Origin of the sequence: Cryobacterium psychrotolerans (assembly GCF_900101115.1) — a bacterium.
GTDB lineage: Bacteria > Actinomycetota > Actinomycetes > Actinomycetales > Microbacteriaceae > Cryobacterium > Cryobacterium psychrotolerans.
In genome coordinates, this window is the sequence record NZ_FNFU01000014.1 from 25,213 (window position 1) to 40,880 (window position 15,668).

The 15,668-nt window shown below is 70.3% G+C and carries 12 protein-coding genes; 2 read left to right on the forward strand and 10 right to left on the reverse strand.

The window, feature by feature from the left end:
- Positions 1-93: 93 nt before the first annotated feature.
- On the forward strand, positions 94-2,469 hold the full coding sequence (locus BLQ39_RS11505; protein WP_092324129.1) for an MMPL family transporter: 2,376 nt from the start codon (positions 94-96) through the stop codon (positions 2,467-2,469).
- 128 nt (positions 2,470-2,597) lie between these two features.
- Here the strand turns inward: BLQ39_RS11505 and BLQ39_RS11510 are convergent, their stop codons facing one another.
- Positions 2,598-4,028 carry a short-chain fatty acid transporter gene (locus BLQ39_RS11510; protein ID WP_092324130.1) on the reverse strand — a complete coding sequence of 477 codons (1,431 nt, stop codon included), beginning with the start codon at positions 4,026-4,028 and terminating at the stop codon, positions 2,598-2,600.
- A gap of 244 nt (positions 4,029-4,272) precedes the next feature.
- On the opposite strand from BLQ39_RS11510, the gene BLQ39_RS11515 reads away from it, so the two are divergent.
- A complete protein-coding gene (locus BLQ39_RS11515) occupies positions 4,273-4,998 on the forward strand; it encodes a maleylpyruvate isomerase family mycothiol-dependent enzyme (protein WP_092324132.1) in 726 nt (241 codons plus the stop codon).
- Positions 4,999-5,094: 96 nt separating this feature from the next.
- Here the strand turns inward: BLQ39_RS11515 and BLQ39_RS11520 are convergent, their stop codons facing one another.
- The 9 genes from BLQ39_RS11520 to BLQ39_RS11560 form a co-directional block, all read right to left on the reverse strand.
- Positions 5,095-6,240, reverse strand: a complete 1,146-nt coding sequence (locus BLQ39_RS11520) for a cysteine desulfurase family protein (RefSeq protein WP_092324133.1) — start codon at positions 6,238-6,240, stop codon at positions 5,095-5,097.
- Positions 6,241-6,251: 11 nt separating this feature from the next.
- A complete protein-coding gene (gene nadC / locus BLQ39_RS11525) occupies positions 6,252-7,112 on the reverse strand; it encodes a carboxylating nicotinate-nucleotide diphosphorylase (RefSeq protein ID WP_092324135.1) in 861 nt (286 codons plus the stop codon).
- A complete protein-coding gene (nadB, locus tag BLQ39_RS11530) occupies positions 7,106-8,875 on the reverse strand; it encodes an L-aspartate oxidase (RefSeq protein ID WP_092324136.1) in 1,770 nt (589 codons plus the stop codon). Before nadB ends, nadC begins: the two co-directional genes overlap by 7 nt.
- A gap of 2 nt (positions 8,876-8,877) precedes the next feature.
- Entirely contained in the window at positions 8,878-10,257 is a 1,380-nt protein-coding gene (gene nadA / locus BLQ39_RS11535) for a quinolinate synthase NadA (protein WP_092324138.1), read from the reverse strand.
- A 70-nt stretch (positions 10,258-10,327) separates the two neighbouring features.
- The gene (locus tag BLQ39_RS11540; protein ID WP_092324140.1) at positions 10,328-11,020 is read right to left on the reverse strand and encodes an NUDIX hydrolase; all 693 of its coding nucleotides are present in this window, start codon (positions 11,018-11,020) and stop codon (positions 10,328-10,330) included.
- 116 nt (positions 11,021-11,136) lie between these two features.
- Complete coding sequence (locus BLQ39_RS11545) at positions 11,137-11,892, reverse strand: polyprenol monophosphomannose synthase (protein WP_092324142.1); 756 nt, start codon at positions 11,890-11,892, stop codon at positions 11,137-11,139.
- 4 nt (positions 11,893-11,896) lie between these two features.
- Complete coding sequence (locus tag BLQ39_RS11550) at positions 11,897-13,441, reverse strand: glycosyltransferase family 39 protein (RefSeq protein ID WP_134475827.1); 1,545 nt, start codon at positions 13,439-13,441, stop codon at positions 11,897-11,899.
- Between the two features lie 65 nt (positions 13,442-13,506).
- A complete protein-coding gene (locus BLQ39_RS11555) occupies positions 13,507-14,886 on the reverse strand; it encodes a sensor histidine kinase (RefSeq protein ID WP_092324145.1) in 1,380 nt (459 codons plus the stop codon).
- A complete protein-coding gene (locus BLQ39_RS11560; protein WP_092324146.1) occupies positions 14,883-15,557 on the reverse strand; it encodes a response regulator transcription factor in 675 nt (224 codons plus the stop codon). The genes BLQ39_RS11555 and BLQ39_RS11560 overlap by 4 nt, the downstream gene beginning before the upstream one ends.
- Positions 15,558-15,668: the final 111 nt, after the last annotated feature.

A 15,668-nucleotide genomic window follows, 5' to 3' on the forward strand; every position in this document is an offset into this window, starting at 1 on the left:
TTTGTCTTGCCTACTTCGAGGCCCGGCCGGTAGCGGCAAGCGGCCTGAAAAAGTTGCATAGACTGAATAATTCCGGGTTGAAGGGAATTATCCATGGCTGAGCTGCTTTACCGCCTGGGCAAGTTCGCAGCACGGCGGGCCTGGCTGGTCATCACGACCTGGGTCGCCCTGCTCGCCATCGCGGGCCTCGGATTCGCCGCGGGGTTCAGCGGTCTTGCCACGAGCTTCGACATCCCCGGCACCGCGTCGGGTGCGGTGATCGACGAGCTCGAGGAGCAGCTTCCCGACTTCGCCGGCGCCTCCGGCACCGTGGTCTTCGAGACCACAGACGGCTCGCCGATCAGCGACGAGCAGAGAACGCAGATCAGTGCGCTCGTCGCCGCCGGCGACGACCTGCCGGATGTCGCGGACATCATCGACCCCTTCGAGACCGAGCAGCAGCGCGCCGACCGGGCACAGGAGCTGGTCGTCGGACAGACCCAGCTCGACAGCGCACGCGCCCAGCTCGACGCCGGCCAGGCGCAACTCGACGCCGCGGGGCAGCAGCTGCCGGACCAGCAGCGGGCAGAGCAGCAGGCGCAGCTCGACGCTTCACGTCAGGAGCTCGACCGGCAGGCTGACCGGCTCGGGCTCGGCGCCGAACTCCTGGGCTTCGCCGACGAGATCCGGGTCGTCTCGGAGGACGGGTCGACCGCCCTCGTCAACGTTGCCTTCACCGAGCCGCGCATGGAGCTGCAGGAGGAGTCGAAGAACGCCGTCATCGACCATTTCGAGTCCGAGCAAGTCGACGGCACCCGGGTTTCATTCTCCTCAGACATGGCGCAGGCCGTCCCGCAGCTCATCGGCGCCGGCGAGATCGTGGGCGTCGCCTTCGCCGCGATCATCCTGCTCGTGATGCTCGGCTCCGTGCTCGCCGCGGCCCTGCCGCTGGTCACGGCCCTTGTCGGCGTAGCGATCGCCAGCCTCGGCGCCCTCGCGTTCTCCGGCGTCGTGGAGATGGCATCCGTCACACCGGTGCTCGGCGTGATGCTCGGCCTCGCGGTCGGCATCGACTACTCGCTCTTCGTGATCAACCGGCACCGCAAGCAGCTGCTCCAGGGAGCCGACGTGCGCGAATCGATCGGACTGGCGAACGGCACCGCCGGCAACGCGGTGGTCTTCGCGGGTACCACGGTCATCGTCGCCCTGTTCGCCCTGAACGTCACGGGCGTGCCCTTCCTGGGCCTGATGGGCACCGTCGGCGCAGTCGCGGTCCTGATCGCCGTGCTCATCTCGATCACGCTCACCCCCGCGGCCCTCGGGGTGCTCGGTGAGCGCGTGCTCGGACGCCGCGCCCGCGCGCGCATCGGCCAGGAGCACCACGAGGACACGAAGGCGAAGCCGATGTCGACCTGGCGCGCCGTCGTCACCGTCATTGTGGCGGCCGTGGTGCTGCTCATCGTCGCCATCCCCGCGCTGTCGATGCGGCTCGGCCTGCCCGACGGGTCTTCCGAGCCTGTCCACTCGGCGTCCTACCGGGCGTTCATGACCACCGAGAACGCCTTCGGGGCCGGCGCGAACGGGCCGCTCCTCGTGACCGCAGCACTGCCGGAGGGACTCGATGAGGCTGAGGTGCTCACGGCCCAGGTCGACGTCGCACGAACGCTCGCCGAGCAGGACGGAGTGGTCGCGGTCGCCCCGATCGCGGTCTCCGACGACAACACGCTCGCCGCGTTCCAGGTGCTGCCGAGCGGGGGGCCGAACAGCGAGTCCACGGAGCAGCTCGTGCGGGACATCCGTTCGCTGCCGTCCGTCGCCGACGACATCGAGCTCGGCCTCGCGGGCCAGGCGGCCATCAACATCGACATCTCCGAGAACCTCGCCGCCGTGCTGCCGACCTATCTCGCGGTCGTCGTCGGCCTGTCGCTGCTGATCATGATCCTCGTGTTCCGCTCGATCCTGGTGCCCGTCATCGCGACGGGCGGGTTCGTCCTGTCGCTGTTCGCCACCTACGGTGCGATCGTGGCCATCTTCCAGTGGGGCTGGTTCGCGGACGTGCTCGGAATCCACCCCGGTCCGATCCTGAGCTTCCTGCCCGTGATCCTCGTCGGCATCCTCTTCGGGCTGGCGATGGACTACCAGCTGTTCCTGGCCTCCGGCATGCGCGAGGCGTACGTGCACGGCGCACCGGCGCGCCTCGCGGTCGCGATCGGTTTCCGGGCCGGCCGATCCGTGGTCACCGCGGCCGGGCTGATCATGGTGTCGGTGTTCGGCGGCTTCATCTTCTCCGAGTCGACAATGATCCGCTCTATCGGTTTCGGTCTCGCGTTCGGTGTGCTCGTCGACGCGTTCGTGGTGCGGATGCTGCTCATGCCGGCGCTCATGCACCTGCTGGGGAGGTCGGCGTGGTGGATCCCGCGGTGGCTCGACCGGATCATGCCCAACGTCGATGTCGAGGGTGCGGCACTCGAACGCCGACACCACGCCTGACGGGACGACGTGTCTCCCCGCACGGGGTTGTAGTTGCGGAGAAAGTACCTTCGTTTCGAAATTGAGAGTACTTTTTCCGCAACTCAACGAGAAACGCGCCCGGCGCGACGCGTTCGCGGGGGCATGACCTACGGAATCACCGGCGCGACGAAGTTGAACGTCAGCCCGAGCACCCACACGAGCAGCAGCACCACCGGCAGGTGGAAGATGAACTGCAGGAACGTGAAACCCACCAGATCGCGGGCCTTGAGCCCGAGCACCGCCAGGAGCGGCAGCATGAAGAACGGGTTGATCAGGTTGGGCAGGGCCTCGGCCACGTTGTAGATCTGCACCGTCCAGCCCAGGTTCATCTGGACATCCGTCGCCGCCTGCATCACGTACGGGGCCTCGACCAGCCACTTGCCGCCGCCCGAGGGCACGAAGATGCCCAGGATGACCGTGTAGATCGCCACGACGACGGCGAAGCCGCCGCCGCTGCCCACGCTCGTGAAAAACTCGGCCAGGTGCTGCGACACGGTCAGCCCGCCGTTGCCGACCGCGCCGGTGAGGATCGCCGCCATGGCGGCGTAGAGCGGGAACTGCACGAGGATGCCCGCGGTCGCGGGGACGGCCTTGGTCACGGCCTGCAGGAAGTTGCGGGGCGTGCCGTGCAGGAGCAACCCGAGCATCAGGAAGATCAGCAGGTAGCCGTTGAGGTTGCTGACGACGGAGAGCAGCGGTTTCGTCAGGAACTGGGAGACCAGCCAGCCCAGGGTCATCAGTCCGGCGAGAATGGGCAGGATGCGGCTGTACTCCAGCCATTCACCCGGGCGGGAGCGAAGCGCCGCGGGAACCGGCGAGTCGTCGAGGTCGACGCCGAGTTCAAACGCCGTCTTGATCGCGTCGCCGCGCGGGGCGGAGAAGTGGGCGATGGCGACGGTCAGCGCGATGATGATGGCGCACATGGTCAGCGACTGCCAGGTGAAGATGGTGGTGCCGAAGTCCAGGATGCCGGTGACCTTCAGCAGCGCCGGCGGCAGGGAGGCCTCGGTGGCCTGCAGTTGTGCGGCCGAGGACGACATCCCCAGCGCCCACACCGCGCCGAGGCCCATGAACGCGGCAGCGCCGAGGGCACGGTAGTCGACGCGCAGGTCGACCCGTCGGGCGATGGCGCGGGCCAGCAGCCCGCCGAAGACCAGGCTCAAGCCCCAGTTGAGGAAGGAGACCGACATCGAGAGGAAGGCCACGAAGCTCACGGCGGTGGCCGCGCTCTGCGGCACGGCGGCCAGGCGGTTGATCAGCCGGGCCACCGGCGGGGAGGTCGCCACGACGTATCCGGTCAACACCACCATCGACATCTGCAGGGTGAAGGCGGTGAGGTCCCAGAAGCCGTTGCCGAACGAGTCGACGATGGTCTGGGGTGAGGACCCGTTGGCCAGGGCCGCGAGGGCGACGATGAAGACGCCGACCAGGGCGAAGACATACGCGTCCGGGAACCACTTCTCCGTCCATCGGGCCAGGGTCTGGGCAACGCGTGCCAGCCCCTTTTCGGTCGTGGTGTCCTGTGTAAGCGTTGTCATGCGGCCGGAACCTCTTCGTTGAGTAAATCGTCGGTCTTCGTGGCGGATGCCGCGTGGCGGATGCTGCGGACGCCGGCGCCCCCGAACGGGGGTGCGCGCCTCTGGCAGGCTAGGGGTGGCGTCGCCGGGTGTCAATTCACGCCCGCGGTCCGACGTGGACCGGCCGGTCGCGTAGCGTGGGGCTCGCACGGTATTTCGCACAGTATTTCATCAGGTCCTCGTAACAGCGTTGTCAGGAGAACTCATGAAGAAGCACCATTCCGCCATGGAACTCGATGAGCGGCTGGTGATGGTCCGGCGCGGCACTGAGCACTTCGCCGAGGCCCTCGCCGAACTCTACGACACCGACCTCGACGGAGATTCGCTGCTGCCGGGCTGGACCCGCCGCCACGTCGTGGCGCACGTCGGCTACAACGCCCTGGCGATTGCCCGCCTGGTCGACTGGGCGACCACCGGTGTGGAAACGCGCATGTACGAGTCGCCCGACGCGCGCGACAGCGAAATCGCCCACGGGGCCGCGCTCAGCGCGAAGGAACTGCGCCGCCTCTTCGAGCACTCGGCCGCAGAGCTCGAGCGCGCCTGGCGCGGACTGCCGGAGAAGAACTGGACCAAGCAGGTGAAGACCTCCTCCGGGCGCATGGTGCCTGCCACGGAGACGGTGTGGATGCGCACCCGCGAGGTCTGGATCCACGCCGTCGACCTGGACGACGGGGCATCCTTCGACGACATCCCGGCCGAGGTGCTCGAACACATCCTCACCGACGTCACGGACGACTGGAAGGCGCGCGGCGAGGACGCCGGGCTGCGGCTGGAAGCCACCGACGGGACGAAGCCCGTGTTCGGCGACCTGGCCGCCGACGCGGAGGTCGTGTCCGGGTCGCTGGCAGATCTGGCCGCGTGGGCGACGGGCCGAGGCGTCGACGGCGTCACCTCGAGCACGGAGCTCACGGACGCACCGGTCTGGCTCTAGCTTCAACGGATTTCGAGTTGCGCGGGCGGTACGCCGTTGCGCTGGTGGCGCACTGCGCGCGCAGCGGCGCACGACCCGCGTAGCGCGCGCGGGGTCTTAACGGGCGCCGAGACGCCTGACCGCGTCCACGGCGGCGCGCACGGATGCCGCGGCCTCGGCCAGTTCCTCGGCCGTCGTCGTCGCGGCGAGGGTGAACCGCACCGCGGTCTGGGCGACCTCGGCGGGGTACCCGAGCGCGGTGAGCACATGGGACGGCTCGTCGCTGCCCGCGGCGCAGGCCGACCCGCTGGAGCAGACGATGCCGTGCTGCTCGAGTTCGAGCAGCACGGCCTCGCCGCTCGTGCCCGGGAAGACGAACGACGCGTTGCCGGGCAGCCGCCGGCCGGGGTGGCCGGTGAGCCGGGCGCCCGGGGTGTCGCGAAGCACGGCGGCGATGAAGGTGTCGCGCAGCTCCGTCGTGCGCAGGGCCGCCTCCTCGCGCTCCTGCTCGGCCAGCCGGAGCGCCGTGGCCAGCGCGACCGCCCCGGCAACGTTCTCGGTGCCGCTGCGCTTGCCGCGCTCCTGGCCGCCGCCGTGCAGGACCGGCTCGATCGGCAGCCGGCCGCGCAGGTAGAGGGCGCCGACGCCCTGCGGCGCGCCGATCTTGTGGCCGGAGATGCCGAGCGCGTCGACGCCGAGGTCGCCCACGTTGAGCGGGAGCCAGCCGGCGGCCTGCACGGCGTCGGTGTGGAAGGGGGCGCCTGCGTCCCTGGCGATCCGGGCGAGGTCGGAGATGGGCTGCACCGTGCCGACCTCGTTGTTCCCGTACTGCACCGAGACGAGGGTGGTGCCCGGGCGGATGACGCGGCGGAGCTCGTCCGGATCGACGAGGCCGGAGGCATCCGTTGCCAGCATGGTGACCTCGAAGCCGTGCAGCCGGCGCAGGAAGTCGGCGGACTCGAGCACCGCCTCATGCTCGATCGGGGTGGTGACCAGGTGCCGGCCGCGCGGAGCGCCGAGGGCGATGCCCTTGACCGCGAGGTTGGCCGCTTCTGTTCCGCCGCTGGTGAAGGTGAGCTCGCCCGGACGGCAGCCGAGCAGGCGGGCGACCGTGCGGCGGGCATCCGCCAGGGCCCGGGCGGCCGCCTCGCCCACCCGGTGGTGGCTCGAGGGGTTGCCGAACCCGCCGGCCAGATGCGGCCAGAGGGCTTCGAGCACCTCCCGGCGCACCGGCGTGGTGGCGGCGTTGTCGAGGTAGATCATGGCCGGGCCGATCAGCCCTCGGTGAGGATGACGATGTCGAGGCCGAGGTCGAGGGAGCGCACGCTGTGGGTGAGCGCGCCCACGGAGATCACGTCGACGCCGGTCTCGGCGATCGCGCGGACGGTCTCGAGAGACACCCCGCCGCTCGCCTCAACGATCGCGCGTCCGGCGACGATCGCGACGCCCTCGCGGAGCTGGTCCGGGGTGAAGTTGTCGAGCATGATCGTGTCGATCCCGGCGGCGAGCACCGGCTCGATCTGGTCGATCCGGTCGACCTCGACCTCGAAATGCGTCGTGTGCGAGAGCCGGTCGCGCACCTGGAGCAGAGCCTCGGTGAGGCCGAGCCCGCCGGCGCCGAGCACGGCGAGGTGGTTGTCCTTGGCCATCACGGCGTCGGAGAGACTGAAGCGGTGGTTGCGCCCGCCGCCGTCGCGCACGGCCTGGCGCTCGAGGGCGCGCAGTCCCGGCGTGGTCTTGCGCGTGTCGACGATCCGGGCCGGGGTGCCCTCGGTTTCGGCCACGTACCGGGCGGTGAGGGTGGCGATCCCGCTCATCCGCTGCACGAAGTTCAGGCCGATCCGTTCGGCCTGCAGGATGCCCCGGGCCGGACCGGACGCCTCCGCGAGCACCTCCCCGGCCTCGAAGTTCGCACCGTCGGCGACGAGGCGGCGCACGAGAATGCGCGGGTCGGTGAGCCGGAAAGCGGCCTCGAACACGGCTTCGCCGCTGAACACGCCGGACTCGCGGGCCACGAGCTGCGCGGTCGCCAGCGCGCCGGCGGGGATGAGCACCTCGGAGGTGAGGTCACCCCAGGGGGCGTCCTCCTCGAGGGCGGCGCGCACAACGGTGTCGATGGCGTGACTGGTCAGCATGCGATGGCCTCCTCGGCCTGGATGACGGGTGCGGGGTCTGTGTGGTTTGCGAGCGGTGTGCGGTTCGTGAGACCCGTCGCCCGGTCGCCCCCGAGCGCCCAGACCAGCGGGTAGGCGAGCTCCGCGCGAGCGGAGGGGAAGTCGACGCGGTGGTGGGCGCCGCGGGACTCCTCACGGGCCAGGGCCGCCTGCACGGTGAGCCGCGCGAGGTCGAGCAGGTTGGCGTCTTCGTGGGCGCTCACGGAGGCGCCGGGCCCGGTCTCGGGCCTGGTCCAGCCGGCCAGGGTGACGGCTGCCGCGGCCAGCCCGGCACCGCTTCGCAGCACGCCGGCCGACTCCCACATCAGCCCCTGCAGCGCCTCCCGCGAGAATCCGGAGGCCCGGCCTCTCTCGCCGTCACGCTCGGCCCCTCCGAATTCGCCGGACATTTCCGGCGGCGTGACCGCGCGCGGCAGGGCCAGGGCGGCGTGTCGCGCAAAATCTGCGTCGAATTCGGAGAACGGATCGGGCAACGGATCGGGCAACGGATCGGACGGCGCTAAGGGGAGGGAGAGCGCGCGCACGGCACGGTCGGCGAAGACGGCCGCTTCGAGCAGCGAGTTCGAGGCCAGGCGGTTGGCGCCGTGGGCGCCGGTGCGGGCGGCCTCGCCGACCGCGTACAGGCCGGGGAGCGAGCTGCGCCCCCAGACATCGGTGACGATGCCGCCCATCCAGTAGTGCGCCGCCGGGGCGACCGGGATCGGTTCCAGGGCCCAGTCGAGGCCGGCCGCGCGGCAGGCCTCGGTGATGGTGGGGAAGCGAGCCTCGAGCAGCTCGCGGCCGAGGCCGGTGGCGTCCAGCAGCACTGGCTCGCCGCCTTGGGCGGCCATTTCGCGCGCGATGGCCCGGGCCACGACGTCGCGGGGGCCGAGCTCGGCATCGGGGTGCGCGGCGAGCAGGAAGCGCTCGCCCTTCGCGTTCCGCAGCACGGCGCCCTCGCCGCGGACGGCCTCGGAGACGAGCGGCGTTCCGGGGATCGCCAGCGCGGTCGGGTGGAACTGGTAGAACTCGAGGTCGGCAACGGATGCCCCGGCCCGCCAGGCCGCGGCGACCCCGTCGCCCGTCGCGAGGGCGGGGTTCGTGGTGTGCCGGTAGAGGGAACCGGCGCCGCCGGTCGCGAGGATCACCGCGTCGGCGTCCAACACCCGGTGGTCGAGTTCCCGGTGGTCGAGCATGTCGAGACCCCCCGCGCCCACCACGGTCGCGCCCACCACGCGCCCGCCCCGTACAACGAGGTCGGTGAGCATCGTGTGCTCGAGGATGCGGAGCCTGCCGACCGCGGCGGAGCCCTGGGCCGCCGCCCGCGCCCGCACCGTCGCCACCAGGGCCGCCTCGATCTCCGCGCCGGTGGCGTCGCCGCCGGCGTGCAGCACGCGCGAGCGCGAGTGGGCGGCCTCGAGGCCACGGGTCAGGCCGGAGTCGTCGCGGTCGAAGTCGACGCCGAAGCGGATCAGGTCACGCACGCGTGCCGGCCCCTCGGCACAGAGCACGCGCACCGCTTCCGCATCGCAGAGCCCGGCCCCCGCCCGGAGCGTGTCGAGGATGTGCGTGTCGACGGAGTCGTCCCGGAACATGGCGGCCGCGATCCCGCCCTGGGCGTGGCGGGTGTTGCTTTCCGGCAGCGAGGCCTTCGTCACCAGGGTGACGTCGTGGCCGGCATCCGTCGCGCGCACCGCGGCAGTGAGCCCGGCGAGGCCGCTGCCGACAACCAGCACCGATCCCATGGTCAGGCCTCGGCGCTGACGACAGTATCGGCGCGCGAGACCCCCGGGGCCGCGACCACGGGGGTCTCGACAGGCTCGACCACCGAGGCGGGCGGCTTCGCGGCGAGCATCCGCTCGAGGGCGACGAGCGCGTGCCCGGCGACGTCCGCTGACACCGTGATCCGGTTGATCACCTCGGCCGGGCGTTCCGCCGTGCCGACCAGGCCCTCGAGCACCCAGGCGAGGTAGCCGGAGTGGATGCGGTACATGGTCGAGCAGGGGCAGACCACCGGGTCGAGGCAGAAGATCGTGTGCTCGGGGTGCTGGGCGGCGAGCCGCTGCACGAGGTTGATCTCGGTGCCGATCGCGAACGTCGAGCCGGCCGGCGCGGCCGCGATCGCCTTGCGGATGTAGTCGGTCGAGCCGTACTCGTCGGCCGCGTCGACGACGGGCATCGGGCACTCCGGGTGCACGATCACGCGCACGCCCGGGTGCTCGATGCGCGCCGTGGCGATCTGGTCGACCGTGAAGCGCCGGTGCACACTGCAGAATCCGTGCCAGAGGATCACCCGGGCGTCGTCCAGCTCCTCGGCCGTGCTGCCGCCGAGGGGCTTGCGCGGGTTCCACATCGGCATCTGTTCCAGCGAAACGCCCATCGCCTTGGCGGTGTTGCGGCCGAGGTGCTGGTCGGGGAAGAACAGCACGCGCTGGCCGCGCTCGAACGCCCACTCGAGCACGGTTTCGGCGTTCGAGGAGGTGCAGACGATGCCGCCGTGCTCGCCGCAGAAGCCCTTGAGCGCCGCGGAGGAGTTCATGTAGGTGACCGGGATCACCGGGACCCGGCCGTCGGCATCCGGCTCGGTGCCGTACAGGTCCTCGAGCTGCTCCCAGCACTCGGTGACCGAGTCGATGTCGGCCATGTCGGCCATCGAACAGCCGGCGGCGAGGTTGGGCAGGATGACGGCCTGCTCCGGGCCGGAGAGCAGGTCGGCCGTCTCCGCCATGAAGTGCACGCCGCAGAAGACGATCGCCTCGGCCTCCGGGTGGCTCCTGGCCGCCTGGGCGAGCTGGAACGAGTCGCCCACGAAGTCGGCGTGCTGGAGCACCTCATCGCGCTGGTAGAAGTGCCCGAGCACGAGCACCCGGTCGCCGAGGGTCTCCTTGGCGGCCCGGATGCTCGCGCGCAGCTCCTCCGTGAAGGCCGTGCGGTACCGCTCCGGCAGTTCGCCCTGGCGCGGAGACCCGGTCGGGATCACGTCGCCCATCGAAGACCCGGGGCCGTAGCCGGGCGTGCCGGAATCGAACTCCCACGGGGCGGTGGCGAGATCGGGGCTGCAGGTGCTGCCGACGGTCTCTCCCGTGGTGATGAGCTGGATGGTCCGGTCAACCGATGCAATCGTCATGGCGTTGTTCCTTGGTCTCGGGTTCAGGTGGGTAGGGTGCGAATGTGTCGGGTCAGGCGAGGCGTGTGGTTCAGCCGATGGACGGGCCGAGCGGCCCCTGGTCGGCGAGGCGGCTGGAATCGTTGTATCGGTACAGGCGCGGGGGGCGGTGACGGGCTCCGGCAAGGTGCTGGCCGGTGTCGACGACCGTGCCGGACGCCTCGACCGTGCGCCGGAAGTTCGCCGGGTCGAGCGGCTTCTGCAGCACGGCCTCGTGCACGTCGCGCAGCTGGGCGAGGGTGAAGGTCTCGCCGAGGAAGGCGTGCGCGATGCGGGCGTACTCGACCTTCGTCCGGAGGCGCCAGAGCGCGTAGTCGACGATGCGGTTGTGGTCGAAGGCGAGCTCGGGCAGCCGGTCGGCGGGGAACCACTGCACGTTCTCGCCGACGGCGGCCAGCGCGGCCTCGTCGGACTGCACGAGCGCCCAGTAGACGATCGACACCACGCGGGTGCCGGGGGAGCGGCCCAGGTCGCCGAAGGTATAGAGCTGCTCGAGGTACTTCGGAGTCAGGCCCGTCGTCTCCCGCAGGGTCCGGGACGCCGCCGCCGCCAGTTCCTCGTCGCCCGGAAGCCAGCCGCCCGGCAGCGCCCACTGGCCGAGGTGCGGTTCCCGGATGCGCCGTACGAGCGGCAGCCACAGCGTCATGAGTCCGGATGCCTCGTCTGGGCGCAGGGCAAAGATCACCGTCGACACGGCGAGCGTGGCCTGGTTCTGTGACGTCATAGGGGCACCCACTAGGTAAAGGTCATAGTGACTCTAACTGCAGGACTCCATCATATAGTCACAATGACCATAACTCCCAACCGGTTACCTCGCGGAGTGGCCGGGGGAGGCCGGCTTTAGCCCAGACGAGACGAGGGCGTCGGCGCCGCTGCGCCCTGGCGGCGGATCCCGCGGCCGGTCAGACCCCACCGGGTGACCCTGGCCATCGCCTCGAGAACGATCGCGCCGCTCATCTTCGACGTGCCGTGGGTGCGTTCGATGAACGTGATGGGAACCTCGACCACGCGCAGCCCGGCCCGCACGGCGTGCAGGAGCATGTCGATCTGGAAGCAGTACCCGAGGCTGTCGACGCGATTGAGCTGCATCCGCTCGAGGGCGTTCGCGGAGTACACGCGGAAGCCGCCGGTCACGTCCTGCTGCGGCAGATTCAGCAGGATGCGGGAGTACGTCGACCCGCCCCTCGACAGGGCGAGGCGGTGCCACGGCCAGTTGCGCACCGCTCCGCCGGGCACCCAGCGCGATCCCAGCACCACGTCGGCCGTTTCGGCCGCGGCGAGCAGGTCGGGCAGCTGTTCCGGAAGGTGCGAGCCGTCGGCATCCAGCTGCACCAGCCTGTCGTAGCCGCGGGAAAGAGCCCAGGTGAAGGCCTCGAGGTAGGCGGCGCCGAGGCCCTCCTTGGTGAGACGGTGGAGCACGTGCACGTTCGGGTGCCGGGCGGCGAGCGCGCCGGCGAGTTCGCCCGTGCCGTCCGGGGAGGCGTCGTCGACGACCAGAACCTCACTGCCGGGAACTGCGGACAGCACGCGGGCAACGATCGACTGGATGTTCTCTCGTTCGTTGTACGTCGGGATGATGACGAGCGTCTGCGGCATAGTGCTATCTTGTCATTTCGATGATCAGGGTGCGGTGGACGACGGTGACCTCGGCGACCGTGAAGCCGTGTTCGCGGAGAGTCCGGACGTCACTGCCGCGCGTGCTGGTTCGGCTGCCCTGGTTCTGCAGCAGCCAGACCGTGTCGGAGCCGTCGAGGGCACCGACGGCGGCGGAGAGCGGCACCGTGCGATCCCAGAGGCCGGCGGCAGTGAGATACGACTGGGCGAGGGTGATGTCTCGGAGGCCGCGGAAGGCGGCGGGGTAGACGTGCATCGCCACCCGCGGCCGCCGGGACGGTCGGACGCTCTCGTCGAACACGACGGCGTCGCCCGGAGTGGCTTCCTCCTGCAGGACGGCGGCGGCCTGACGCCAGTCACTGCCGCCGTTCTTTCCGAACTCCCCGCGCTGGGCCAGATAGGTCGGCACGGCGAGCACGGCGATGAGGAGCACCCCGGCCGCATGCGACCAGCGCCACCGCATCGCGGCCAGGCCCGCTGCGAGGGCGATCGCGGCAGCGGGGGCGCAGAACGAGAGGTAGCGGCGCGAGTAGAGTGGCGCGCCGAGGCAGGTTCCGAGCACGAGGACCGCGGTCGGGATGATCAGCCAGGCGAGCATCGTCGCCAGCGCCCCGGGGAACGCGGCCCTGCCGGCCTCCCGTCGCCGCCACCCGCGGAATGCCCTGACGACGGCGAACAGGATGAGTGCCCAGGCGGCGGAGGCGACCGCGGCGTTCCCGAACCACTGGAGCACGGCGACGTCGTCCAGCGTCGGCAGCGGGCGGCGGCCGAGGAAGTCGACCTGATGGCGTTGGCTGACGCCCCAGTAGAGGATCGGGGCTGCGAGCGCGAGGCCGGCGCCTGTTGCGACGGCCCAACGGCCGAGCGCGGGGATGCCCCGCGTCCGCGTGCGCCCGAGCAGCAGCACCGCGAGGGCATGCACGGGAATCAGCAGGGCCAGGTAGAGGAACAGGTAGAGCCCGGCGGCCCACAGCACGGCGTAGCCGGTCCACAGCGCTAGTCGGTGGCAGGTCGGCTTCTCGTCGGCGCGCAGGGCCAGCACGAGCAAGACGCTCAGCCACACGGCGACGGCGCTCGCGAGGGCGCTCGATCGCGCCTCCGCACCCATGTACGTCACGCGGGGAAGCACGGCGAATGCGAGCGCAGCGATGACCGCGACCCTGGCGTCGAACAGGTTCCGCGCCAGCACTGCGGTTCCCGCGGCCGCCGCACCGATGGCGATGGCGCTGGGAAGCCGGACCGCCGGCTCGGAGGTACCGAACACCCGGATCCAGACGTGGAGGAACAGGTAGTAGCCGCCGTGCACCGCGTCCACGTGTCCGAGCATCCGGAACAAGGAGGGCAACGGCCTTTCCGCCGACATGACGCTCGCTGCCTCGTCTCCCCACAACGACGGTTGCCACGACCCTGCGGCCGAGACGACGAATCCGACCAGCCCGAGGAGGGCGGCGGTCGGCGCGAATGTCCGCTCCCCGGCCGACCGGAGCCGAGGGGCGGCGGCGGTCATCGGAGGGGCGAGTACGGAGGTCACGCCCCGAATCTAGGCCGGGTCGTGTGAATTTTGCATGCGGATCAGAGCGGTATTCCTGCGAAGTTTCACAGACTTCCCGGCGTGGTGCGGGGGAGCTTCACCAGCACGGACAGCCCGGGGTCGGTGTTTCGCAATTCGACGGATCCGTGCGCCCGATCGACGATCGCCCGCACGATGGCCAGACCCAGGCCGGAGCCACCGGATGTGCCCGCGCGGGACGGGTCCGGGCGGGAGAACCGATCGAAGGCCAGCGGGATGAATTCGTCGGGCATCCCGGGGCCGGTATCCGCGACCGTCAGCAGCGCCGCACTGTCGTCCTGGCGAACACTCACCGTCACCGTCACCGTCCCGTGCCCGTCCATGGCGGTCATTGCGTTGGAGATGAGGTTGTCGAGAAGCTGGCCGAGGTTCGTGCGCGAGATCGGGTAGCGGCCGGCGGGATCGGCGCCGCCGGTGTCGTAGCCCACTTCGAGGCCGCGACTGTCCTGGACGGCGCGCGCCCGGTCGACTGAGGCCGTGATCTCGGAGGTGAGGTCCGTCCAGCTGATTTCGGGCCTGGTCTGTTCGCTCTCCAACTTCGACAACTCAAGCAGATTGGTGGCCAGTCGAGTGAGCCGGTCAACGGTGGCGGATGCCTCATCGATGTCCCGCTCGAGAGCGGCAGCGTCGCCGGCATCCAGGTGGGCCAGGTCCAGCTGGGCCTTGAGAACGGCCAGGGGAGTGCGAAGTTCATGGCTCGCATCCGACACGACCTGTTTTTCCCGGTCGATGCCGCGACGCAGCGCACCGATGAACGTGTTGAGAGTGACGGCGAGCAGGCTGACTTCGTCGCGACCCGGTGGCACCGCCAGCCGCGCCCCCGACCCGCTCGAACTCAGGCTCTCTGCCTCTGCTCGCAGCCGGTTCACCGGTCGCAGGGCGGCCCCGGTGAGCAGCCAGGACGCGATGCCGAAGCCGACCAGCAGCACGGCGGCACCGATCATGAGCACCCGGGTGAGCTCGTCGAGGAGCAGCGTCAACGCTTCCTGGTTGCGGGCGGCCACGACAATCCAGGTTCCGTCCGGTGTGCGAACCTGCTCTGCCACGACGCGATAGGTGTTCCTGCCGGTATCGACGAGCTCGGGATCGTCGCCCAGCGTGACCAGTGACGAGATGCGTTTGATGAGGCTCCGGGGAAGGGAGCTCACCCGAACGGTGCCGTTGGGATCCACCACGGCGATGAGCTGTCCCTCGCCCGCCGGGTCCGGCGCCCGGGTCGGGTCGTTGCCGAGCTCGGCCGCGACCGGCGCCGTGTCGTTTTCGAGCAACGTCGCCGTTGTCTGATCGAGGATCGATTGCACCTCGAGCCGGAAGAACGTGGCCGCAATGCCGAACAAGACCGCGGCGATCAGCAGGCTTCCCAGGGTGATGCGGGCGCGGATCGAGAGCGCCCGCAGCCCCTTCATTCCGCCGCCTCGGCCAGGTACCCCGAGCCGCGCACGGTCACGATCCGCACTCCGGAAGTGCTCGGATCGATCTTCCGACGCAGGTAGCTGACGTACTGGTCGACGATGTTCGGGTCGATGTGCCCGGTGCCGTGCCAGACCTCTTCCAGGATCGTCGTCCGACTCACGGTGGTTCCGGCACGGCTGCAGAGCAGGCGAAGCAGTGCCCCTTCCTTGGGGCTCATCGGTACCGGGCGGCCGGCCACCGTCACGGTGAGGTCGCGCGAATCCAGCACGAGCGCGCCCAGCTCCAGGATCGGAGGCGTCCCCATCGCGTGACGCCGCAGGAGTGCGCGTACCCGGGCGGTGAGCTCGGGGAAGGCGAACGGCTTCGTGAGGTAGTCATCTGCCCCGCTGTCCAGCCCGAACACGCGGTCGTCAACCGTGTCCCGGGCTGTGAGCAGGAGCAACGGCATCGTGTTGCCGGTTTCGCGGATGCGGCGGCAGATCTCGAATCCGGACATGTGCGGAAGCATCACGTCGATTGCAGCCAGGGCGAACCCGTCGGCGGATGCGGCGATGAGGGCGTCGACCCCGTTGGACACCCGAACGACGTCGTAGCCCTCGGCGCTGAGCCCGCGCTCGATCAGCTCGCCCATCTGATCGTCGTCTTCCACGACCAGGATCCTCATCGTCACGTCCTCTGCGTCGGCTGAGCCCTGCCCACATGGTGCCACGACGTGATGCAGTTATCGCGACCCCGCCCATTCGGAACGCCCGCACGGCCGCCGCACGGCCGCCGC

Excerpts from the sequence above, each read along its gene's own strand:
- BLQ39_RS11520 (WP_092324133.1), bottom strand. The coding sequence starts at position 6,240 with ATGATCTACCTCGACAACGCCGCCACCACGCCGGTGCGCCGGGAGGTG.
- BLQ39_RS11560 (WP_092324146.1), bottom strand. The coding sequence starts at position 15,557 with ATGAGGATCCTGGTCGTGGAAGACGACGATCAGATGGGCGAGCTGATC.
- nadB (WP_092324136.1), bottom strand. The coding sequence starts at position 8,875 with ATGGGATCGGTGCTGGTTGTCGGCAGCGGCCTCGCCGGGCTCACTGCC.
- BLQ39_RS11515 (WP_092324132.1), top strand. The coding sequence starts at position 4,273 with ATGAAGAAGCACCATTCCGCCATGGAACTCGATGAGCGGCTGGTGATG.
- BLQ39_RS11505 (WP_092324129.1), top strand. The coding sequence starts at position 94 with ATGGCTGAGCTGCTTTACCGCCTGGGCAAGTTCGCAGCACGGCGGGCC.
- BLQ39_RS11510 (WP_092324130.1), bottom strand. The coding sequence starts at position 4,028 with ATGACAACGCTTACACAGGACACCACGACCGAAAAGGGGCTGGCACGC.
- nadA (WP_092324138.1), bottom strand. The coding sequence starts at position 10,257 with ATGACGATTGCATCGGTTGACCGGACCATCCAGCTCATCACCACGGGA.
- BLQ39_RS11555 (WP_092324145.1), bottom strand. The coding sequence starts at position 14,886 with ATGAAGGGGCTGCGGGCGCTCTCGATCCGCGCCCGCATCACCCTGGGA.
- BLQ39_RS11545 (WP_092324142.1), bottom strand. The coding sequence starts at position 11,892 with ATGCCGCAGACGCTCGTCATCATCCCGACGTACAACGAACGAGAGAAC.
- nadC (WP_092324135.1), bottom strand. The coding sequence starts at position 7,112 with ATGCTGACCAGTCACGCCATCGACACCGTTGTGCGCGCCGCCCTCGAG.
- BLQ39_RS11540 (WP_092324140.1), bottom strand. The coding sequence starts at position 11,020 with ATGACGTCACAGAACCAGGCCACGCTCGCCGTGTCGACGGTGATCTTT.